This window comes from Arthrobacter sp. JB02-1C (assembly GCF_057748045.1).
Genome location: NZ_CM173235.1, coordinates 2,268,409 through 2,290,330, shown reverse-complemented (window position 1 = coordinate 2,290,330; position 21,922 = coordinate 2,268,409). Strand labels below are relative to the sequence as shown.

Genomic DNA, 21,922 nt, shown 5'->3' with positions numbered 1-21,922 from the left:
CGGCCCGGTGGCAGGCGGCAGGGCTGGTGGTGCCGGCTGGGCTAGTCCACGACGAGTCCTTTGCCGCGGCCGCGCTGCAGCTCCACCGGGTGGATCTCGCCGAAGCCGCGGACGTTCTCCGCGGGCCGGGGCAGCAGCACGAAGCGCTCGTCCTGGTCCAGGGCGGCGGCGGTCATGGAGTCCACCAGCACGGTGCCGGGATCGGCCAGTGCCGTGAGCCGGGCGGCCAGGTTCACGGTGGGACCGTAGATGTCGCCGAGCCGGGAAAGGATCCGGCCCCACACCATGGCCACGCGGGCCTGCGGCAGGATTTCATCCTCGTTGAAGGCCTGCGAGAGGGCCAGCGAGATTTCCGCGCAGGCGGCGGGGGTCTCGGCAATGTAAAGGACTTCGTCGCCGACGGTCTTGACCAGGCGTCCGCCGCCGACGGAGATGATCTCGGCGCACCTGTTTTCAAACCGCTGCACCAGCTGCGCGAGCGTCTTTTCGTTCATCCGGCGCGAGAGGCTGGTGTAGGAGACCAGGTCGGCAAACCCGACGCCGCGGGCCAGCGGCAGCGGCGCGTCGTCCTCGTCACCCTCGCGGCCTTCCTCGCTGGAGGCCAGCCCGGCCTCGGCGCGCACGGCGAGGCGCTGCACGCCGGCATTGAGCTGGCGCCGCCAGGAGTAGACCAGCATGTCCTCCAGCGCGTCCACCAGGGCGGGCAGTTCGTTGACCAGGCGCTTGCGGGCGACCGCGTCGCTGACGCCTTGCTGGTGGACCATGTCCTCGACCAGGGCCTCGATCTGCCAGACCACCATGCGGTCGGTCATCTGGCCGATGGCGCGGGTGACGGAAATGGCTGCTTCCTCGGTCAGTTTGCCGGTGCGGACCTGGTCCACGATCGTGTTCAGCGCCGCCTGGTCCCGCTCGGTGAACGCGACATCCTCATCGCCAAGGTTGGGAAACCCGAGGGCCCGCCACAATTTCCGGGCCGAGAGCAGCGAGAGGCCGGCGCCGGCGGCCACCTCGCGCCGGCGGAGTTTTCGTTCGCCGCCCAGCAGCCGCTGCTCCAGGGCCTTGGCCGCGAGCCGGTCGGTCGAGATGCTGCCGGTGGCCGGGCCCGCGGGGGACGCCGGGGCGGAGGCGTGGTGGCCGTTGGACGCGGCAGCGTCACGCGCGGCTTCAGCGGCTTCCGCGGGTTCGGCAGGTCCTTCGGCAGCGGCGTCGACGGCCAGGAGACCGGTGTCGGGGTGCGCGTTCTCAGCGTTCATCTCTTCCACCTTCCCCTATCTCCCCTGGCCAGTGGCCGGAGCCGTCCAGCGTGTCGTCGGCCTCAAGCAGTTCGCCCTCCGGAAGTTCGTCGATTGCGTCGAGGATGAAGTTCCGGAACGTCATGACCTCGGGGACGTCCGGAAGCACCGTGCTGGAGGGGTACCCGGTATCCAAGGATATAGTCCCGGAGCGAAGGCTCCGTTGCAGCAGGGTCTGTTCAATGAAGACATTACGGACTGCGGCGAGCGGAACCTGCTGGTCGCGCCGTCGCAACAGGCCGTACCGGGCCACCAGCCGCCGGCTGGTCAGGATGTAGCGGCTGGCCTGCCAGGCCAGGACCCGGGGCAGGCAGTACGCGGCCAGGGTCCAGCCGGCCGCGGCCAGGCAGGCACCCACCAGCCACGGCGTCCAGTCAGGAGTGACGAGCGGGACCAGCCGCGCCGGGTTGCCTTTCACGATCCAGGCGCTGGCGTAGGCGGCCAGGGCGGCCACCAGGATCAACACCAGCGCGGGAAGAATGAGCCTGCGCGGCTGCGGACGGGTTACCACAATCACCTGCTCGCCGGGGAACAGCTCTTTACGCATAGCCGCTTTCGCCGGCGCCGGGCGGCGTCCAGGGGCGGAGGTGCACGACGTCGCCCGCCGTCACCACATGCTCGTGGCCGCCGGCATCGACCACCAGCAGCGAGCCGTACTCGTCCAGCCGGGTGGCGTGCCCGATGATTTCATTGTCGCCGGGCAGCTGCGCACGGACCTGCTTGCCCAGCGTGGTCAGCACATGGCCGACCCGGTGGTGCAGGGAGGGACCGCCGGCAAGCCCGGCGGCAGGGTCGCCGTCGGCGTCGCAAAAGCTCCGGTACAGCGACGCGAAACGGGACAGGTAGCTGGTGAGCAGCACGGTACGGTCCACCGTGGCCGGCTGCTCCAGCAGTACGGACGTGGCGGTGGGAACCGGGAGCTCGGACTGCGTGAGGGTGACGTTGAGGCCGGTGCCGAGGACCACCGGGGGCGCACCGCCGTCGGACCTGGCGCCCAGCTGCGCGAGGATGCCGGCAATCTTCTTGCCCCGGACCAGGACGTCGTTGGGCCACTTGAGTTCCGCCGGGATTCCTGCCGTCTCCAGCAGCGTCTCCCGCAGTGCGAGGGCGGCGAGCAGCGACAGCCAGGAGTAGCACTGCGTGGGCAGGGGCCGGCCGTCCGCATTGACCGGACGGAGCACGACCGAGACCGACACCGAACTGCGCGCAGGCGCCTCCCAGCGCCGCTCCAGCCGGCCGCGCGCGGCGCTCTGGTACTCGGCCGCGAGCACCGACAGGTCCGGCCAGGCGGCTGGGTCCACGGCGACGTCCCGCAGCAGATCGGCGTTGGTGGAGCCGGTGGACTCCACCACGTCCAGCCGGGGAATGCCGGCGGAGCTGAGGAAAGCGGCGTCGGCGAGGGCGCCCCGGTCCAGGGGTGGGCGGTCCGGGGTCTCCTGCGCAGCTTCCATGGTTGAATCCTACCGAGTAACCGGCGGCCGGCCGGAGGTCTGCCGGAGGTCTGCCGGAGGTCTGCCGGAGGTCTGCCGGCGGGACCCACCACTGGGGCCTGCCCTGCTTAGAGGAAGATGTCGGGAACCAGCCGGTCTTCCGTCGCGCCCAGGCTGTACGGCGTGAAGTCCGTGACGCCGGCGGCCGCGAGCACCTGCTCGTCGGTGTAGAAGTTGCCGCTCCAGCTGCCGGAGTCCGGGATGGCGTTGCTCCCGGTGAGTACAGCGTGCGCCGCGTCCGCCATGATCTCCGGCCCGCGCGCGCCCTGGACGATGCGTTCGCCGCCGGGCATGTTGCGGATCGCCGCGGTGTTGATCAAGGTGCAGGGCCAAAGCGAGTTCACGTTAATGCCATCGACCTTCAGTTCCTCGGCCAGGCCCAGGGTGGTCAGGCTCATGCCGTACTTGGCCATCGTGTAGGCCAGGTGCATGCCGGCCCATTTGGGGTCGAGGTTCAGCGGCGGCGACAGCGTCAGGATCTGCCCGGCGGCGGACTCGCGCAGCGCGGGCAGGGCGAGCTTGCTGAGCAAAAAGGTGCCGCGGACGTTGATGTCCTGCATCAGGTCGTAGCGCTTCATGTCCACGGCATCGGTCCGGGAGAGGTCGATCGCGGAGGCGTTGTTGACGACGATGTCGATCCCGCCGAAGCGTTCCACCGCTGCGGCCACCGCGCCGGCGACGTCGTCGTCGTTGCGCACGTCCCCGACCAGCGGCAGCGCCTGGCCGCCGGCAGACTCGATCTGCTCGGCAGCCGAGTAGACGGTGCCTTCGAGCTTGGCATGCGGCTGCCCGGTCTTGGCCAGCAGCACGATGTTGGCGCCGTCGCTCGCGGCCCGCAGGGCGATGGCGAGGCCGATGCCGCGGCTGCCGCCCGACATCAGGAGGGTGTTGCCCCGCAGCGAGGCCGAGGAACGGTAGGGCCGGTGCGCGGTGTGCTGGCCGGCGGTCGTGTGCTGGCCGGCGGGGTCGGCGGGGTCGGCGCCGTGGCGGACGGCGCCCGAAGCGTCATTGCTTGAAGTCATGAGTCCACTCTAGCCGATGTTACCCGCCGGTAACATAGCATTCTCCCGGGTTCCGGCGCAGCCGATGACGTTCCTGCCCGGTTACTGGGGTCCGCGGCGCCGGACCGGGACCGCTGCCCGCACAAACACGCCGGCCGGACGCGGGCCGTACCCCGGTAACTGGGCGGGAGCGCGGCCTCCGAACGAAACGGGCGTGGCGTCCCCCCGGGAAACGAGCGCGGCGCCCCGAAGGAAACGGGCGTGGCGTCCGAACGAAAATTGTAGGGTTCCTACAGCGTCCCGGGCGAATACCGTCATTAGACTTGCGAGCACGGCCGTGTTTTTGTGGGGAACCCACTTAAGCGCCGGGCCGGGCAGCGTCCAGGCCCGGCCGCCGTACCGAACACGCACAGCACAACAGAGCCGGAGACACCTGATGAGCCACGATCTGACCACGACCGCGGGAAAGATTGCCGATTTCCGCGACCGCCAGGCCCGTGCCGAGCAGCCCTCCGGCCCGGAAGCGATCGAGAAGCAGCACGCCCGCGGCAAGAACACCGCCCGCGAGCGCATCGACCTGCTGCTCGACGCCGGGTCTTTCGTGGAGTTCGACGCCCTCGCCGTGCACCGGTCCACCGCCTTCGGCATGGAGAAGAAGAAGCCGCTGGGCGACGGCTTGGTCTCCGGTTACGGCACCGTGGACGGCCGGCCCGTCGCCGTCTACAGCCAGGACTTCTCCGTCTACGGCGGTTCGCTCAGCCAGGTCAACGGCGAGAAGATCGTCAAGGTCCAGGAGTTCGCACTGCGCAACGGCTGCCCCGTGGTGGGCATCCTCGACGGCGGCGGCGCCCGCATCCAGGAAGGCGTCGCCTCGCTGGCCATGTTCGCGGACATCTTCCGCAACAACGTGCACGCCTCCGGCGTCGTCCCGCAGATCTCGCTCATCATGGGCCCCTCCGCCGGCGGCGCCGCCTACTCCCCCGCCCTGACCGACTACGTGGTCATGGTGGACAAGACCTCGCACATGTTCATCACCGGCCCGGACGTGATCAAGACCGTCACGGGCGAAGACGTGGACATGGAAACCCTGGGCGGGGCGCGGCAGCACAACGCGAACACCGGCACCTCCACGTACCTCGCCGCCGACGAGGCGGATGCGGTGGAGTTCGTCCGCGAACTGCTGGACTTCCTGCCCTCCAACAACCTCGCCGAGGCCCCGGTGCTGGAGCACTCCCAGGAGCTGGAGCCCGACGACGACGACCTCGCCCTCGACCTGCTGATCCCGGACTCGGCCAACCAGCCCTATGACATGCGCGAGGTGATCGAGCAGATCGTCGACGACGCGCACTTCCTGGAAATGCAGTCGCTCTACGCCCCGAACGTGATCATCGGGTACGGTCGCGTCGAGGGCCACACGGTGGGCATCGTGGCCAACCAGCCGATGCAGTTCGCCGGAACCCTGGACATCGCCGCCTCGGAGAAGGCCGCCCGCTTCGTCCGGCACTGCGACGCCTTCAACATCCCCATCATCACGCTGGTGGACGTGCCGGGCTTCCTGCCGGGCAAGGACCAGGAGTTCCAGGGCATCATCCGCCGCGGCGCCAAGCTGCTTTACGCCTACGCCGAGGCCACGGTACCGAAGCTGACCGTGATCACCCGCAAGGCGTACGGCGGGGCGTACATCGTGATGGGCTCCAAGAAGCTCGGCGCCGACCTCAACCTGGCCTGGCCCACCGCGCAGATCGGCGTGATGGGGGCCCAGGGCGCGGTGAACATCCTGTACCGCCGCGAGCTCGCCGCGGTCGCGGCGGACGGCGGCGACGTCGAAGCTAAGCGCGCGGACGTCATCCGGCAGTACGAGGAAGAGCTGCTCAACCCGTACCAGGCCGCCCAGCTGGGCTATGTGGACGCGGTCATCGCCCCGTCCGAGACCCGCCTGCAGATCATCAAGGGCCTGCGGGCGCTGCGGGACAAACGCGCCAGCCTGCCGGCCAAGAAGCACGGGAACATCCCGCTGTGACGACGTCGGAATCCGGGATCGAAGCTGCCGCCTTGCCGGCAGAGCAGCCGCTGCTCGCCGTCGTCAAGGGATCCCCGACCGCGGAGGAACTCGCGGCGCTCACCGCCGTCGTCCTTGCGCTGGGCGACACCGGAACCGCAGCACCGGCGAAGCCGAGCGCCCGGCACTGGATCCGCCGGCAGCAGCTGCAGCTGGCGCCCAAACCAGGCCCCGGGTCCTGGAAGCGCAGCCGCGGCTAGGAAAAGTTCAGTAACCCTTTCATAACGGCCGCGGCCCGGCTAGTCTCGTTCGGGTGACTACCGAAACCACTGATAACACCACACCCAGCCCCGTCCCGGGCCGTCCGCAGACCGCGATCGACGCCGTCGCCGACGCCTTCACGGACACCCTGATCCGGCTTAACCCCAGTTTCGCCACCGAGCTGGGACTGCCCGGCCACGAGACGGAATACCAGGACTTCTCCCCCGCAGGCCACGAGGAGTTCGCTGCCGCCGCGCGCGAGGCCCTCGCCGCGCTGGACGGGCTGGAACCCGCGGACGACGTCGACGCCGTCACCCTCGATGCCATGCGGGAACGCCTGGGCCTGCAGCTGGAAATCCATGACTCGGGCTGGGACCTCGCCGAGCTGAACAACATCGCCTCCCCCGCCCAGGAAATCCGGGCAATCTTCGACCTGATGCCCACGGACACGGCCGCCCAGTGGGACCACATCGCCGGCCGGGCGCACAACGTGCCGGCCGCGCTGGACGGCTACATCGAGTCGTTGCGCACGGCCCGGGACGCCGGCCGCGTTGCCGCCGCCCGCCAGGTCCGGATCGTCATCGAACAAACCACCAAGCACGCCGCGGATGACGGCTTCTTCGCCAAACTCGCCACCGAAGCCACCACCGCGGAGGGCCCGCTGCCGGAGGACGTGCAGTCCAAGCTCGACGCCGGTGCTGCCGCCGCCCGCGCCGGCTACGCCCGGCTGGCCGGTTTCCTGGAAGCCGAACTGCTGCCGGTGGCTCCGGAAAAAGACGCCGTCGGCCGGGAACGTTACGCCCTGGCGTCGCGCTCCTTCCTCGGCGCCGAAGTGGACCTGGCGGAAACCTACGCCTGGGGTGTGCAGGAGCTGGACCGCCTGATCGCCGAACAGGAGCGCGTGGCCGACCAGATCCGGCTGGGCGCCTCGGTAGCGGAGGCCAAGGAAATCCTCAACAATGACCCGGCCCGGCAGCTGCTGGGCACCGAAGCGCTCCGGAACTGGATGCAGGACCTCTCCGACCGGGCGGTGGCCGACCTCGCGGGGGTGCACTTCGACATCCCGGGCCCCATGAAGACGCTTGAGTGCAAGATCGCCCCCACCCAGGAAGGCGGCATCTACTACACCGGGCCGTCTGACGACTTCAGCCGGCCGGGCCGGATGTGGTGGTCCGTGCCGCCGGGCGAGGACACCTTCACCACCTGGGCCGAGACCACCACCGTCTACCACGAAGGCGTTCCCGGCCACCATTTGCAGGTCGCCACCGCCACCTACCGGCGCGAGTTGCTCAACAAGTGGCGCCGCAACGTGTGCTGGACCTCCGGCCATGGCGAAGGCTGGGCCCTGTACGCCGAGAAGCTGATGCAGGAGCTGGGCTATCTGAAGGATCCGGGCGACCACATGGGCATGCTGGACATGCAGCGCATGCGGGCCGCCCGGGTGGTGTTCGACATCGGCGTGCACCTGGAACTGGAGGTGCCCGAACGCTGGGGTTCCGGGACCTGGACCCCGGAGGCCGGGTATGAGTTCCTCAAGCAGAACCTGGCGATCAGCGAGGGCCAGCTCAAGTTCGAGTTCACCCGGTACCTCGGCTGGCCCGGCCAGGCACCCTCGTACAAGGTGGGACAACGGCTCTGGGAGCAGATCCGGGCCGAGCTTGAGTCCCGCCCGGGCTTTGAGCTCAAGGCCTTCCACACCAAGGCGCTGAACATCGGCTCCGTGGGCCTGGACACCCTGAAGCGGGCGCTGCTGGGGTAGGCCCGGGTAGTAGTCCTCCCCCGGGCCGTGCGCGAAATGGCAGTTCGCGGCAGTGTTTTTTGAAAACATTGGCGCGGACTGTCATCTCGGCGTGGTCCGGGCCTCCGGGGTGACAATGGCCACAGTGACGGTTGGAATAACTTCACAAATGGGTGATTGCGAGGCGGATTGGCGGGGTTCCGGGGCACTGGCCGACCCAGGGCCGCGTAACATTTCTCAACGTTGGTTCGTCATGATAAGGACATCGGCCCTAGCGTGTCCGGGTGACCACTCAGACAAGCACCTCCGCACCCGCAGGAAAGCCCGGTTTCCAGCTGCCCTCCTGGGCCCGCTCATTCGGCTTCCAGATCATTGCCGCCCTGATCGTGGGCCTGGGCCTCGGCCTGCTCGCGAAATACACCGGGAGCACCAAGACCAACCCCAACGCCCTCGGCGCCACCCTGCAGACCATCGGCTCGAGCTACATCTCGCTGCTGCAGACCGCCGTCGTGCCCCTGATCTTTACCGCCGTCGTCAGCTCGATTTCCAACCTGCGCGCCGTGTCCAACGCGGCCCGGCTGGCCTGGAACACGCTGCTGTGGTTCGCCATCACCTCGCTGATTGCCGTCCTGATCGGCATCGGGCTGGGGGTGCTGCTGCAGCCCGGCGCCGGTACCGGGATCACCCAGGAGGCCAAGTACGCCGGCAAGTCCGGCGACTGGTGGGCGTTCCTGATCGGGCTGTTCCCGAAGAACTTCCTCGGTCTCGGGGCAAGCACCACCGTCACCGACGGCGTGGCCAGCACCGCGGTCAGCTTCAACGTGCTGCAGATCCTGGTGATTGCCATCGCCGTCGGCATCGCCGCGCTGAAGGTGGGCAAGGCCGCCGAACCGTTCCTGAACCTCAACGCCTCCGCCCTGGCCGTGATCCAGAAAGTCCTGTGGTGGATCATCCGGATCGCCCCGCTCGGCACCGTGGGCCTGATCGGCAACGCCGTCGCCGTCTACGGCTGGGACACCATCGGCGCGCTCGGCAAGTTCACCTTCGCCATCTACGTCGGCCTGGCCCTCGTCCTGTTCGTGGTCTACCCGGCCCTGGTCCGCAGCCACGGCTTGTCCATCAAGCAGTACTTCTCCGGCGTCTGGCCGGCCGTGCAGCTGGCTTTCGTCTCCCGCTCCTCGATCGGCACCCTGCCGCTGACCCAGCGGGTCACCGAACGCAACCTGGGCGTCCCCCGTGCCTACGCCTCCTTCGCCGTGCCGCTGGGTGCCACCACCAAGATGGACGGCTGCGCCGCGATCTACCCGGCTATCTCGGCCATTTTTGTGGCCCAGTTCTTCGGCATCCACCTGGACTTCAGCCAGTACCTGCTGATCGCCCTCGTCGCCGTGCTGGGCTCCGCCGCGACCGCCGGCACCACCGGCGCCGTCGTCATGCTCACCCTGACGCTCTCGACCCTGGGCCTGCCGCTGGCCGGTGTCGGGCTCCTGCTGGCCGTCGACCCGATCCTGGACATGGGCCGCACCGCGGTCAACGTGGCCGGGCAGGCGCTGATCCCGGCGATTGTGGCCAAGCGCCAGGGCATCCTGGACGAGGCACTGTACAACGCCCCGCGCAACGGCGATCCGTTCAGTGACGATGTCCCCGTCGCCGCCGCTACGGACGCCGACGGCGGCACCCTGGATGAGCGAGAACTGGCCGGCACCAGGGCCTAGATCCGCCGCGCCTGGCTGTACGTCCGGCGCGCCGCTCATACGACGAAGTCCCCGGGAGGTTCCCGGGGACTTCGTCGTGTTGCAGCTTTCTTGCTGCCCGGCGCCCTTGTTGCCCGGCGCCGGCGGGGCACCGCGGCTAGCGGCCGCCGCCGATGACGCCCTTCTCGACTGCCTTGGTGACCGCGTCGGCCTCGGCCTGGCTCAGGGTGCCGTCGCTGACCGCCTTGTCCAACTTCGTCTTCAGGCCGGCGGCACGGTCCGCCTGGGCAGCGGTCCGAAGTTCCTCAAGGGCCGCCGTCACCTTCGCCTCTTCGATCCCCAGCGAGGAGGCGAGCGACTTGGCCAGCTCGGCTTCCATGGCGGATCGGTCCGGCTTGGTGCCCTCGGCGGGCCGGCCGCTGGGCTTGTGCGCGTCCCGGAATGCCTTCAGCGCCTCGGTCACCTTGGCCTTATCGACACCGAGCTTGGCGGCCAGCTCGGACGCCTTTGCTCCGCCGAAACCCTCCCGTGCGCCGCCGTGGCCGTGGCCGCCGCGCATCCCCATAGCACCACCTTGTGTGGTGCTGCCGTCAGCGGGTGCGCTGGAGCTGGAATTCGGGGTGGGGGCCGGCGTCGTGGTGGCGGACGCCATCCCGGCCAATCCGACGCCCGCGCCCAGCGCGAGGGCGGCCGCGGAAATGCCGAGCGTGGTTCTCCTGGTGCGTGACATCTACTGTCTCCTTGCTCTGCCGTCCGGTGACGGCCTCGTTGGATGCGGTTTCGCCCGCGAAACCTGTCTCCATTCTGCGGGCCCGGGTTTCAACCACGCTGTTGGGAACCTTTCAGCTTGCTGTGAATGTCCCCCGGCGGTGCGCGACGACGCAAATAAAGTTGCCCTCAGTGCAAACATGCACGTAGTGTAACCGCATGCCCACTCCTCCGCTGTCCGACCCGGCTGGGACCCCGGCGCCCCCAGCGCCGTCCCGGCGGGAGCTAAACAAGGCCGCGACCCGGCAGGCGATCACCGACGCCGCGGTGGCGCTGCTGCGCAGCAACGGGCCCGGCAACTTCACCGTGGAGGACATCGCCGACGCGGCCGGCATTTCGCGCCGGACCTTCTTCAACTACTTCAGCAGCACCGAGGAGGCCCTTGCTTCCGCCACCCACGGGTTCCTGGACACCGCACTCCGGCAGTTCCGTCGCCGCCCCGCCGACGAACCCATCCTGGAATCCGCCCGGGCCGCGCTGGTGGAACTTGCCGACCCGATGACCGTGGCGCCGCTGGCCGAGCTGTACAGCCTGGGCCGGTCAAACCCGCAGCTGAACCGGTCCGAACTGGAGGCCTGGGACCACTGCACGGCAGAAATCATCGACGCCGCCAGGACGCGGTTCGTCCACGGCAGCGGCCCCGAGGTCGACGAACTCTACCTGCACGCCCTGGCCGGGTCGGTCATCTCCTGCGGCAAGGCAGCCATGGACGTCTGGTTCGCCCGCTGCGGCGGCTCGCTCTCACCCGAATCACTGGCCACCCTGCGCCAACTCCTGATCGACTCCATGAGCCTGCTGGGCTCGGGATTTGCCACCCCGGCAGCCGGCCCGGCCGCCGCCTCCCCCGCCACCCCTTCCCCAGATCGGTTCTGACATGGCACTGCTGCTATACCGCCTCGGCAAGTTCTCCTACCGCCACCGCTGGCTCGTCATCTCGCTCTGGCTGGCGGTGATGCTCGCCGTTGGCGGCGCCGCGGCCGCCTTCCACGGCACCTTGTCCAACAACTTCCAGATCCCGGGCACCGAGACGCAGCAGATGGCGGACAAGCTCAAGAAGGAGCTTCCGTCCTCCTCGGGCGGCTCTGCGAGCATCGTCTTCGAAGCCAACGACGCGCGGTTCAGCCAGGCCGGCCAGGACGCGGTCTCCGCAGCCCTGGCCAAGCTCAAGACCGTCCCGGACGTGCAGGGCACCGTGGATCCCTTCGCCACCCAGGCGCAGCTGGACAAGGCCGGGGCCGACCTTGCCGCCGGCGAGCAGCAGGCCGCTGCCGGCAAGGCGCAGCTGGACAAGGCCGCAGCAGATCTCGCCGCCGGGAAGGCCCGGCTGGACGCCGCCGAAGCCCAGATGGCAGCGGCCGGGTTGCCCGCTGCCGCGATCGAGGCGCAGCTTGGCCAGCAGAAAGCCGCCCTCGCCGAAGGACAGGCAAAGCTCGACGCCGGCACCCGTGACCTCGAGGCGGGCGCCGCCAAGCTGGCCCTGGGTAAGCGACAGCTGGACGCCTCAAAGGGCCTGCGCTTTGTCTCCGAGGACGGCAAGGCCGCGATCGCCCAGGTGCAGTTCAAGACCTCGATCAACGGCCTCAAGCCGGAAGTCCGGCAGGAAGTCCAGGACATCGTCAAAGAGGTTTCCGCCGCCAACGTGACCGCGCTGCCCAGCAAGGAAATCAGCGAGGACATTTCGGAGATCTTCGGCACCGCCGAGATCATCGGTGTCGCCGTCGCCGCCCTGGTTTTGGTGGCCATGCTCGGGACCCTGGTCGCCGCGGGGCTTCCGCTGTTGATGGCGGTCGTCGGAGTCGCCGTGGGCGTCGGCGGCACCTTCGCCCTGAGCGGTGCCGTGAACATGAGTTCCATCTCCCCGATGCTGGCCCTGATGCTTGGCCTCGCCGTCGGCATCGACTACTCCCTGTTCATTGTGAACCGGCACCGCGGCCAGCTGCTCGCCGGGATGGACCCCGAGGAATCAGTGGCGCTGGCCACCGGCACCTCGGGGAACGCCGTGCTCTTCGCCGGACTCACCGTCATCATCGCCCTCGCCGCCCTGGTGGTGCCCGGGCTGCCGTTCCTTGCCGTCATGGGCCTCTCCGCCGCCGCCACGGTGGCCGTCGCCGTCGTTGTCGCACTGACCCTGACCCCGGCCGTCCTGTCCCTCGTCGGCCGGAAGCTGATCTCCAAACGGGCGTGGGCCAAAGCGGAGCAGCACAACGCCGCCCCGGGCCACGAAACAGCGGACCGTGCCCAGGACGAGTACCGGAGCAGCCACGGCTGGGGCGGCGTCGTCACCCGGCACCCCTGGCTCGCGCTGCTGGCCGGCGTGGTGCTCCTGGGCGTCGTGGCGCTGCCCGCCGGCCAGCTGCGGCTGGCTTTGCCGGATGCCAGTTCGGAGCCGGTGGCCTCGCAGGCTTTCCAGGCCTACGACGTCACCAAGCGGAGCTTCGGCGAGGGCATGACCGGGCCCATCATCGTGGTCGGTGACCTGCCGGCCGGGCTCAGCGCAACCGCGGCGCAGGCCAAGCAGTTCGATGTCGCGGACATCCTCCGCGGCACGGACAACGTGGCCGCCGCGGTGCCGCTGGCGCTCAGCCAGGACCGCCGGACCGCCGTCTTCCAGATCATTCCGGCCGAGGGCCCGGCCAGTGCCAGTACCGTCCGGGTAGTCTCCGAGCTCCGCGCCGAAAAGGACCGGATCAAGGACGCCACCGGCGTCGGCATCGGCCTGACCGGGCAGACGGCCGGCAACGTGGACGTCTCCACCAAGCTTGGCGACGCGCTGCCGCCGTATCTCGCGATCGTGGTGGGCCTTTCGCTGCTGCTGTTGCTGCTCGTGTTCCGCTCGATCTGGGTGCCGCTGCTGGCCACCGGCGGGTTCCTGCTCTCCCTCGCCGCCGCCTTCGGCGCCGTCGTCGCGGTGTACCAGTGGGGCTGGCTGGGTAGTGTGTTCGGCGTCGAGAACCCCGGGGCGGTGCTGAGCTTCCTGCCGATCATCCTGATCGGTGTGCTGTTCGGCCTCGCGATGGACTACCAGGTGTTCATCGCCTCCGGCATGCGCGAGTCCTACATGCACGGCGAAACGGCCAAGCGTGCCGTCCGCTCCGGCTTCAGCCACGCGGCGGCGGTGGTTACGGCGGCCGCCATCATCATGGTCAGCGTGTTCTCCGGCTTCATCTTCTCGCACCTGAATATGGTCCGGCCGCTGGGCTTCGCGATGGCCTTCGGGGTCCTGATCGACGCCTTCGTGGTGCGCATGACGATCGTCCCGGCCGTGATGTACCTGCTGGGCCGGAAGGCCTGGTGGCTGCCGCGCTGGCTGGACCGCATTCTTCCGGACGTCGACGTCGAGGGCGCCAAGCTGCGCAAGCCCGACGCCGGCGGCGGAGCGGCCGAGCCCGAGGCCGCCGGGGTCGCCGTGCGGTAAGGGTTGCTTCCGCTGCTTCCCGGGCTGCGCGCTGAACCCGGCGCCGCACTCCCCTAGACGCCGCCCGTCGATCCGTGTGATCGGCGGGCGGCGTTCGTTTGGGTGGGTTCTCCGAATGCGCACCTTTACAAGCTCCCGGGCGCTTCATGTGGAATACTCGGCCCGACGCCGACGAAGGAGCTCCGTGCCTGACCTGCAACCGTATGAGTCTGTTCCCGCCCGCACTATCCTGGGCTTTGGTCTCCACCACGTCCAGTTGGCTCTGCCGTCGGGTGGAGAAGAGGAATGCCGGGAGTTTTATGTAGGCGTCCTAGGCATGACCGAGGTTCAGAAACCACCGGCGCTGGCCGCCCTGGGTGGCCTGTGGGTCCGGGCTGACAACCTTGAGATCCATCTCGGGGTCGAGGAGGACTTCCGCCCGCAAAAGAAAGCTCATCCTGGAATTCTGGTAGCGGACATTGATGCCCTCGCTCAGCGGGTTCAGGAGCACGGCCTCGATGTCGAATGGGATGACAATTTTCCCGGCATGCGGCGGTTCTATCTGCAGGACAACAATGGAAACCGGCTTGAGTTTCTGTCTCCGGAACGCGCCGGCTAGGAGTCGACGGATGCCGACATCTGTCGATGGCTATGGCGACGATGCGTGAGGTGATCCATGTCCGACGCCATACAGACCTGACGGCTGCTGACGTCGACGCCTTACAGAGGCTCTTCGACGAAGAATATCTGAATGACTTCGGCCCGTGGACTCCCAACGCACCCTACGGATATTCGCCAGCCGACACACATGTGTTGGCGTTCCAAGGCCGGGACCTGGCCGCTCATGTGGGCTTTCAACGTCGAAGAATTGCCGTCGGGATGCACGAGGTCGTGGTGGCCGGCACCGGTGGCGTGCTCGTCGACGACGCCTCACGCGGGACGGGCCTCGGCGGCCTGGTGATGCGCCGCGCCCAACAGGCCATGCGCGCGGAACGGGGCATCGAGTTTGGCTTCCTGGGTTGCCGGCCGGAAGTGGTGCCGTTCTATGAGAAAGCAGGTTGGGTGCAAGTTCACGCGACGGAACGCTGCATCTCACGGCTGGACCAAAAATCCGTCGTTCAAACGGACGGCGGCCCCATTCTGATCTGTTCTGCAATCCGCGAGAAGAGCGAATGGCCAGAAGGCGACATCGACCTTCGGGGTACGCCTTGGTGAATTACCAGGCTCCTAGGACCGACTAGTACTCAAGCCCACCGGGCCGGTCGCCGCAGACTCTCCGCGCCCTCCACATCTCCTACGCGGACGGTCACGATCTTCTAATGCTGAGCCGTCACGCGGCTCCATCCAACGAACCGTCGGGCGTGGGAACACTCGGCACCCGAGGGACGAGAGCCGCGACCGGTTTCATCCGTTTCCGACGGGGTGTCCGACTCTTCCTAAGCCCTTGGAGTCCGTAACCAGTCCAAACTTTCGACCGGGCGTGGGAGACACCTATCGTCAACCATCGATCCCCCACCCCTGCTGGCTCCGCCTCTCCGGACGTCACGGAATGACCCGGGAGGGGCGGTGAGACTGAGAGATAGGTGTGACCCGTGGGAGTGGTGAGTTCCAGGGTGTGCCGGCCACGGTTGGAAGGCGGCCTTGTGCTGTCCGGACCGGCCCGCATACCCGGTTCAGCTGTCTTGGTCGCTTCTGTCCGGCGGACCGAACCTGTCCCAGTGACCGGCCGTGAGGTCCAGCCGGGGGTTTCTTTGGTGTGGTTGCAGGCTTCGCAGAGTCCGGTGCCGTTGGCTGCGGTTGTTTCTCCGCCGCGGTACCTCGGGACGATATGGTCCAGGTGCCGGATGGGTGCGTCGCAGTACGGGGTCCGGCAGGTGTTGTCGCGGGTTTCGATGAACCGGCGTAACCCTGCGGGGAAGAGCCGGGCCCGGGAGTCCATGCCGATCAGGTCCCTGGTGGCGGGGGCGGTGTAGAGCCGCCGGATCCAGGTTGTGAACTCTGCGTCGTCGCCTTTGCCGGCGAGGAGTTTTCTGGCCCACCCGGCCGGGACGGTCCCGTAGCCGGCGAGCCTAGCGGCTTCGTTGTCTCCGGCGAGGAGGGTGCGGTCGGTCATGACGAGTTGGACTTCAATGCCGGTGATCCCGCCCGGTGTGCCGGTGACGCGTTCGACCAAAGCATCCGCCATCACCTGGCCGCGGGAGCGTGGGTCTCCGGTGGCGCGGGCGGTGTCGGCGTGCCGGGTCAGGGCGGCGTAGGTGGCGACTCCGGCGGCGACGGGGAGTAGTGCGGTGAGGTAGCACATGGTGTCTGGGGCCGGTCGGAGACTGACGCTCCGTTCGGTCTCGGCATGCGCTGCGCGTTGGGCGACGGATCGTGGGTCGTGGCGGTAGGCGGCGGCTTTGGCTGCGGAGATGATGGCGCGGTCTCCGGCGCCGTCGAAGGTGCCGGTGTCGGCGGCGAGTTCCTCATCTACCGCGGCCCGGCCGGCGGCGTCCAGGCAGGCGGTTTCGCGGACCAGGAGGGTGGCGCGCCATTCGTTCAGGCGCCCGGTGTCGAGGGCGGCGAGGGCGTGCGGCATCTCGGTCACGAGCGCCCGGGCCAAACCCAGCAGGCGTGAGCCTTTGGCAGGGGATTCCCGCCGCGCCAACGCGATCTCCGCCGCCACCCCGGCGCCGAGCTGGTCAGCGGGCAACCCAAGAGCGGCCTGTTCCCGCCGCCGGACCAGATCCAAGGCCACCGCCAACCGTGCCTGCCGGGCCGCGATCGCCGACTTCCGGTCCTCCAAGGCGCGGAGCTCATCAACGATCGCCGCCGCGTCCCCCGCTGCTTGCGTCTTCGCCGACTGGTTGCCGTCCATAGCTCAAGTGTCCTGCAGGGCTACGACATTTTTGAGAGCCAGCAAGAGCCCGTCCACGGCCGCGGTCGCAGCCGGGGAACGTCCCACGTCCAATGCCGCCATTGGTCCGTCATTCAGCGCTGTCGCCACCTGCGGCCGGGTAAGAACAGGAGCCGAAGCGGACTGCAACTCCTCCAGCCGCACCTCCGACTCGATCAGGCTCTCACGACTGTCGGGCAGTCGCACTTCCTCAAGCATGTGACAGCACAGCGCAATGACGCTGCGAAGATCGCCTTCAGCTCCTCGTTGACCTTCCATAAAACGTATTCAATCGGAGGGGTGTGACAATATAAGGCCGCGCTCCGGCCCCCATACCCACCGAACCCGCCACACTGCCAGCCCAGGGAACTAGGCTGGAGCCGTGATCCGTCTGATTCTTGCCTCCCAGTCCCCCGCCCGCACCAAGCTGCTCAGCAACGCCGGCATCGCCCACGAGGTCCTCGTCTCCGATGTCGACGAAGACGCCGTGCAGGCCCGCTACTGCGTCACCGACCCGCACGACACCGCCCTGCTCCTGGCCCGGGCCAAAGCCGAGGCCGTCGCCACGCTGCCGGAGGCGGACGGCGCCCTGGTGCTCGGCTGCGACTCGGTCTTCGAGTTCGACGGCGAAGCCCACGGCAAGCCGTACACGGCCGAGGTCGCCCGGGAGCGGATCCTGCGGATGAGCGGGCGGATGGGCGTGCTGCACACCGGCCACTGGCTGGTGGACTGCCGCGACACAGACGCGCCCGCCGACGGCACCGACGCAACCGCCGGCAGCGGTGCGACGCTCGGCTCCGTCACCTCCGCCGAGGTGCACTTCATGGAGCTGAGCGAGGACGAGGTCGACACCTACATCGCCACCGGCGAGCCGCTTCAGTGCGCCGGCTCCTTCACGATCGACGGGTACGGCGGAGCCTTCATCCGCAAGGTCGACGGCGACCCGCACACCGTCGTCGGGCTCTCCGTCTCCACCCTGCGCAGCCTCCTGGGCCAGGCGAAGGTGTCCGTCACCGACCTCTGGACCGGCGGCGCAGCCGATCCCGCCGACGTCCGGGCGGAGTGACGGGTTTCGCCCCGCCTTGTAGGAATCCCACAAAGGATCGGCGGATTACGCGCGGGATCCGCAAGTAATATCAGCGAACCCCACAAAAGCGCGCTAGGCTCCCTGAAGGAAAAGAAGGAGACGCCTTGTCAGCAAATTCGGAGCAGTCCGTCCAGCCCGCCGCCACCGCGACCGGCACCCACCGCCTGAGCAAGGTGCTGATCGCCAACCGCGGCGAGATCGCGGTGCGCATCATCCGCGCCGCGCGCGATGAAGGCATTGCCTCCGTGGCGGTCTACGCGGATCCGGACCGGGACGCGCTGCACGTCAAGCTTGCCGACGAGGCCTATGCCCTGGGCGGCACCACCGCCGCCGAGTCCTACCTGGTGATGGACAAGCTGATCGAGGTGGCGCACCGTGCCGGCGCCGATGCCGTCCACCCCGGCTACGGTTTCCTCGCCGAGAACGCCGAGTTCGCCGCCAAGGTGATCGCCGCGGGCATCACCTGGATCGGCCCCTCCCCCGAGGCGATTTCCGCGCTGGGCGACAAGGTCCAGGCCCGGCATATCGCCGAAAAGGTCGGCGCACCCCAGGTCCCAGGCACCGCCGACCCGGTGCAATCCGCCGAGGAGATCCTGGAGTTCGTCGATAAGTTCGGCCTGCCGGTCGCCATCAAGGCAGCTTTCGGCGGCGGCGGCCGCGGCATTAAGGTCGCCCGCACCCGCGAGGAAATCCCCGAACTCTTCGAGTCTGCAGTGCGGGAGGCCACCGCCGCGTTCGGCCGCGGCGAGTGCTTCATCGAACGCTTCCTGGACGCCCCCCGCCACGTCGAGACCCAGTGCCTCGCCGACGCGCACGGCAACGTCGTCGTGATCTCCACCCGCGACTGTTCCCTGCAGCGCCGCAACCAGAAGCTCGTCGAGGAGGCCCCGGCCCCCTTCCTCACCGAGGAGCAGAACCGGCGGCTCTACGAATCCTCCAAGGCCATCCTCAAGGAGGCCGGCTACCAGGGCGCCGGGACCTGCGAATTCCTGGTCGGCCAGGACGGCACCATCTCCTTCCTGGAGGTCAACACCCGCCTGCAGGTGGAGCACTGCGTCTCCGAGGAAGTCACCGGCATCGACCTGGTCCGCGAGCAGTTCCGGCTGGCCCGCGGCGAAGAGCTCGGCTACGACGACCCCGAGGTCCGCGGCCACTCCATCGAGTTCCGCATCACCGGGGAAGATCCGGGCCGGAACTTCATGCCCGCCCCCGGGACCATCACCGGCCTCAAGAACCCGACCGGCCCCGGCGTCCGGATTGACTCCGGCGTCGAACAGGGCGACATCATCAGCGGCAATTTCGACTCAATGCTCTCCAAGCTGATCGTCACCGGTGCCACCCGCAACCAGGCGCTGCAGCGGTCCCGCCGTGCCCTCCAGGAGATGGTGGTCGAAGGCATCCCCACCGTCATCCCGTTCGACCTCGCCGTCGTCACCAACCCGGATTTCGCCCCGGCCGAGGGCCCGTTCAAGGTCCACACCCGCTGGATCGAGACCGCCTTCGTCAACGACATCCCCGCCTGGACACCGGACGGCACCGCGACGGCAACGGCCGACGCCGGCGACCGCCAGCGCGTCGTCGTCGAGGTCGGCGGCAAGCGCCTCGAGGTGGTGCTGCCGGCCACGCTGGGCACCGTTTCCGGCGGCGGCAAGCCGGCCAAGGCCAAGAAGCGGTCCCGCGGCGGCGGCACTGCGGCTCCGGCCGGCGGGAACGCGCTGACCTCCCCCATGCAGGGCACCATCGTGAAGGTGGCCGTGGCGGAGGGTGACCGCGTGGCCGAGGGTGACCTCGTCGTCGTGCTCGAAGCCATGAAGATGGAGCAGCCGCTCACCGCGCACCGCGCCGGCATCGTGATCGGACTCGCCGCCGCGGCCGGCGAGACCGTCTCCGCGGGCGCCGTCATCGCCATGATCGAGGACGGCGAGGCGGCCGAATAGCGGCAGCGGGACGGCGGGGGCAGACTTGGTTACGTGAAGCCCTTCCTGCTGCTCGCCTCCCGCGCCGAGGACACCGCCGCCGACGACGAATACCGCGCCTACCTGCGCTACACCGGCCTCACCGAAGACCGGCTGCACCGGATCCGGATGGAGGCGGCTCCCCTGCCCGCCCTCGAGCTGGGGCGGTACTCCGGCGTCATTGTTGGCGGAAGCCCCTTCACGTCCAGCGACCCCGCCGAGCACAAAAGCGAGGCCCAGCACCGGGTGGAACGTGAACTGTTCACCCTGCTCGACCGGATCGTGGCCGAGGACTTCCCGTTTCTGGGTGCCTGTTACGGCGTCGGGACCCTCGGCCTGCACCAGGGCGCGGTGATCGACCGGACGTACGGCGAGGGGCTGGGCGGCGTGACGATCAGCCTGACGCCGGAAGGACGGCGCGATCCGCTGCTGAAGGGGCTCCCGGAGCGGTTCACCGCCTTCGTGGGCCACAAGGAGGCCTGCACCGTCCTGCCGCCCGGGGCTGTGCTGCTGGCGAGCTCCGAGCAGTGCCCGGTGCAGATGTTCCGGCTCCGCTCCAACCTTTACGCCACCCAGTTCCACCCCGAGCTCGACGCCGATGGCCTGATCACCCGGATCGACATCTACCGGCACGCCGGCTATTTCCCGCCCGAGTCGGCCGGCGAACTGATGGCGCTGGCGCGCCGCCACCACGCTACCGAGCCGATGGCCATCCTGCGGAATTTCGTGGAGCGCTACGCCCGCTGAGGCCGGCCGGGATCCGGAGCCGCCGTTTTGGGGCCACCGGAGCGCTCCTGCCCGGTTTGGGGAACGGCTCCGGCCCCGGGACACGGAAATGCCCGGCGTGTTGACAGCACACGCCGGGCATTCCCGTCAGTAACCGGGCTGGAACGTCAGGCCACGTTGTTCTCGAAGTCGACGTCCTTGGTTTCCTTGCTCAGGAACAAGGCAATCAGGGTCAGCACGGACATCACGGTGAGGTAGACACCCACCAGCACCGGGCTGCCCTTGGCCATCTCCCACAGCCAGACCGCGATGAACGGGGCCACTGCCGCGCCCAGGATGGACGAGAAGTTGTAGCTGATGGCGGAGCCGGTGTAGCGGACGTTGGTCGGGAACAGTTCCGGCAGGATGGCGCCCATCGGTCCGAAGGTCAGGCCCATCAGGGTGAAGCCGATGATCAGCACGGCCATCGCACCGACGAAGCCCCCATTGAACAACGGGACGAACAGCAGGCCGAAGACGAAGATGCCGGCGGTGACGCTCATCAGCATCTTGCGGCGGCCGTACTTTTCCGCCAGCGGGCCCGACACCAGCGTGAAGATGCCGAAGAACACGACGCCGGCAATCAGCATCCAGAGGAAGTCGTTGCGGGTGTAGCCCAGGCCGGGGACAAACGCGGCGACTGCTGCCTCCGACATCGGCTTGCCGGCCTTCTCGGCGGCAGCCTGCGCGCCGGCGAGTGTGGGCTTGGTGCCGTAGGTCAGGGTGAACGTGGTCATCAGGTAGAAGAGCACGTAGGTGGCGAGCATGATGAAGGTGCCCAGGATCAGCGGACGCCAGCTGGTCTTGAAGACCCGGCCGACCGGCAGCTTGGCAACCTCGTTGGATTCCAGGACCTTGGTGAACGCCGGGGTCTCGATCAGCTTGAGCCGGACGTAGAGGCCAATGATGACCATGACGGCGCTGACCAGGAACGGCACACGCCAGCCCCACTCCATGAAGGCCGCCGGGGACAAGGCGTAGCTGAAGACGAGGAACAGCACGTTGGCGATGATGAAGCCGATCGGCGCGCCCAGCTGCGGGAAGGTGCCGTAGATGGCGCGCTTGTTGGCCGGAGCGTTTTCGGTGGCCAGCAGGGCCGCACCGCTCCACTCGCCGCCAAGGGCCAGGCCCTGGGCGAAGCGCATGATGACCAGCAGCGCCGGTGCCCAGAATTCCCAGCCCGGAACCAGGGCGGTGGGCAGGCAGCCGATCAGGAAGGTGGCAATGCCCATGGTCAGCAGTGACGCCACCAGGGTGCCCTTGCGGCCGAACTTGTCACCGAAGTGGCCGAACACGATCGAGCCGAGCGGCCGCGCGACGAAGGCGACGCCGAAGACGGCGAAGGAGCTGAGCAGCTGGGTGGTCTCGTTCTGGCCCGGGAAGAACAGTTTCGGGAAGACGAGGACGGCGGCCGTGGCGTAGACATAGAAGTCGTAAAACTCAACGGTGGTGCCGATCAGGCTGGCGACAATCACGCGGCCGCGCGAGTTCACCTGCTTGGCCCCATTCTCCGTCGACTTAACAGTGGTTGACATGTGGTGACGCTTTCATGAAGACCGGATGCCTTTGCGGAAGAGGCAGCCGGCTACGGAAGGGAATATAT

The 21,922-nt window shown here is 68.4% G+C and carries 19 protein-coding genes; 11 read left to right on the top strand and 8 right to left on the bottom strand.

Annotated features, from left to right (window positions below):
- Positions 1-41: 41 nt before the first annotated feature.
- The 4 genes from AC3ANP_RS10845 to AC3ANP_RS10830 all read right to left on the bottom strand — a co-directional run bounded on the left by AC3ANP_RS10845 (position 42) and on the right by AC3ANP_RS10830 (position 3,804).
- The gene (locus AC3ANP_RS10845) at positions 42-1,253 is read right to left on the bottom strand and encodes an adenylate/guanylate cyclase domain-containing protein (RefSeq protein ID WP_488330192.1); all 1,212 of its coding nucleotides are present in this window, start codon (positions 1,251-1,253) and stop codon (positions 42-44) included.
- Complete coding sequence (locus tag AC3ANP_RS10840) at positions 1,243-1,839, bottom strand: PH domain-containing protein (protein WP_488330191.1); 597 nt, start codon at positions 1,837-1,839, stop codon at positions 1,243-1,245. Before AC3ANP_RS10840 ends, AC3ANP_RS10845 begins: the two co-directional genes overlap by 11 nt.
- Positions 1,832-2,743, bottom strand: coding sequence for a biotin--[acetyl-CoA-carboxylase] ligase (locus tag AC3ANP_RS10835; protein WP_488330190.1), 912 nt, complete (start codon positions 2,741-2,743; stop codon positions 1,832-1,834). Before AC3ANP_RS10835 ends, AC3ANP_RS10840 begins: the two co-directional genes overlap by 8 nt.
- A 107-nt stretch (positions 2,744-2,850) precedes the next feature.
- On the bottom strand, positions 2,851-3,804 hold the full coding sequence (locus AC3ANP_RS10830; protein WP_488330189.1) for an SDR family oxidoreductase: 954 nt from the start codon (positions 3,802-3,804) through the stop codon (positions 2,851-2,853).
- Between the two features lie 415 nt (positions 3,805-4,219).
- Here AC3ANP_RS10830 and AC3ANP_RS10825 point away from each other — a divergent pair, with 415 nt between their 5' ends.
- The 4 genes from AC3ANP_RS10825 to AC3ANP_RS10810 all read left to right on the top strand — a co-directional run bounded on the left by AC3ANP_RS10825 (position 4,220) and on the right by AC3ANP_RS10810 (position 9,496).
- Positions 4,220-5,803, top strand: coding sequence for an acyl-CoA carboxylase subunit beta (locus AC3ANP_RS10825; RefSeq protein ID WP_488330188.1), 1,584 nt, complete (start codon positions 4,220-4,222; stop codon positions 5,801-5,803).
- On the top strand, positions 5,800-6,042 hold the full coding sequence (locus tag AC3ANP_RS10820) for an acyl-CoA carboxylase subunit epsilon (RefSeq protein ID WP_488330187.1): 243 nt from the start codon (positions 5,800-5,802) through the stop codon (positions 6,040-6,042). Before AC3ANP_RS10825 ends, AC3ANP_RS10820 begins: the two co-directional genes overlap by 4 nt.
- Before the next feature lie 53 nt (positions 6,043-6,095).
- On the top strand, positions 6,096-7,802 hold the full coding sequence (locus AC3ANP_RS10815) for a DUF885 domain-containing protein (protein WP_488330186.1): 1,707 nt from the start codon (positions 6,096-6,098) through the stop codon (positions 7,800-7,802).
- Positions 7,803-8,065: 263 nt separating this feature from the next.
- Positions 8,066-9,496: a dicarboxylate/amino acid:cation symporter gene (locus tag AC3ANP_RS10810; RefSeq protein ID WP_488330185.1), complete on the top strand. Its 1,431-nt coding sequence runs from the start codon at positions 8,066-8,068 to the stop codon at positions 9,494-9,496.
- 136 nt (positions 9,497-9,632) lie between these two features.
- Here the strand turns inward: AC3ANP_RS10810 and AC3ANP_RS10805 are convergent, their stop codons facing one another.
- Positions 9,633-10,205, bottom strand: coding sequence for a hypothetical protein (locus tag AC3ANP_RS10805; protein ID WP_488330184.1), 573 nt, complete (start codon positions 10,203-10,205; stop codon positions 9,633-9,635).
- A gap of 197 nt (positions 10,206-10,402) precedes the next feature.
- Here AC3ANP_RS10805 and AC3ANP_RS10800 point away from each other — a divergent pair, with 197 nt between their 5' ends.
- The 4 genes from AC3ANP_RS10800 to AC3ANP_RS10785 all read left to right on the top strand — a co-directional run bounded on the left by AC3ANP_RS10800 (position 10,403) and on the right by AC3ANP_RS10785 (position 14,852).
- The gene (locus AC3ANP_RS10800; RefSeq protein ID WP_488330183.1) at positions 10,403-11,116 is read left to right on the top strand and encodes a TetR/AcrR family transcriptional regulator; all 714 of its coding nucleotides are present in this window, start codon (positions 10,403-10,405) and stop codon (positions 11,114-11,116) included.
- A gap of 1 nt (position 11,117) precedes the next feature.
- On the top strand, positions 11,118-13,658 hold the full coding sequence (locus tag AC3ANP_RS10795) for an MMPL family transporter (RefSeq protein ID WP_488330182.1): 2,541 nt from the start codon (positions 11,118-11,120) through the stop codon (positions 13,656-13,658).
- A gap of 184 nt (positions 13,659-13,842) precedes the next feature.
- Positions 13,843-14,256, top strand: coding sequence for a VOC family protein (locus AC3ANP_RS10790; RefSeq protein ID WP_488330181.1), 414 nt, complete (start codon positions 13,843-13,845; stop codon positions 14,254-14,256).
- A 41-nt stretch (positions 14,257-14,297) separates the two neighbouring features.
- Entirely contained in the window at positions 14,298-14,852 is a 555-nt protein-coding gene (locus AC3ANP_RS10785; RefSeq protein WP_488330180.1) for a GNAT family N-acetyltransferase, read from the top strand.
- A gap of 115 nt (positions 14,853-14,967) precedes the next feature.
- On the opposite strand, the gene AC3ANP_RS10780 is transcribed toward AC3ANP_RS10785, so the two are convergent.
- Both AC3ANP_RS10780 and AC3ANP_RS10775 read right to left on the bottom strand, forming a co-directional pair.
- Positions 14,968-16,494 (bottom strand): HNH endonuclease, encoded by a 1,527-nt coding sequence (locus AC3ANP_RS10780; protein WP_488330179.1) that lies wholly within the window; start codon positions 16,492-16,494, stop codon positions 14,968-14,970.
- 3 nt (positions 16,495-16,497) lie between these two features.
- On the bottom strand, positions 16,498-16,791 hold the full coding sequence (locus tag AC3ANP_RS10775) for a hypothetical protein (protein ID WP_488330178.1): 294 nt from the start codon (positions 16,789-16,791) through the stop codon (positions 16,498-16,500).
- A gap of 103 nt (positions 16,792-16,894) precedes the next feature.
- Between AC3ANP_RS10775 and AC3ANP_RS10770 the strand changes: the two genes are divergently transcribed.
- From AC3ANP_RS10770 to AC3ANP_RS10760, 3 genes are all read left to right on the top strand, one after another.
- Positions 16,895-17,578 (top strand): Maf family protein, encoded by a 684-nt coding sequence (locus AC3ANP_RS10770; RefSeq protein WP_488330177.1) that lies wholly within the window; start codon positions 16,895-16,897, stop codon positions 17,576-17,578.
- Between the two features lie 125 nt (positions 17,579-17,703).
- Positions 17,704-19,536 carry an acetyl/propionyl/methylcrotonyl-CoA carboxylase subunit alpha gene (locus AC3ANP_RS10765; RefSeq protein WP_488330176.1) on the top strand — a complete coding sequence of 611 codons (1,833 nt, stop codon included), beginning with the start codon at positions 17,704-17,706 and terminating at the stop codon, positions 19,534-19,536.
- Between the two features lie 33 nt (positions 19,537-19,569).
- A complete protein-coding gene (locus AC3ANP_RS10760; RefSeq protein WP_488330175.1) occupies positions 19,570-20,301 on the top strand; it encodes a glutamine amidotransferase in 732 nt (243 codons plus the stop codon).
- Between the two features lie 146 nt (positions 20,302-20,447).
- On the opposite strand, the gene AC3ANP_RS10755 is transcribed toward AC3ANP_RS10760, so the two are convergent.
- Complete coding sequence (locus AC3ANP_RS10755; RefSeq protein ID WP_488330174.1) at positions 20,448-21,854, bottom strand: MFS transporter; 1,407 nt, start codon at positions 21,852-21,854, stop codon at positions 20,448-20,450.
- Between the last annotated feature and the right edge of the window lie 68 nt (positions 21,855-21,922).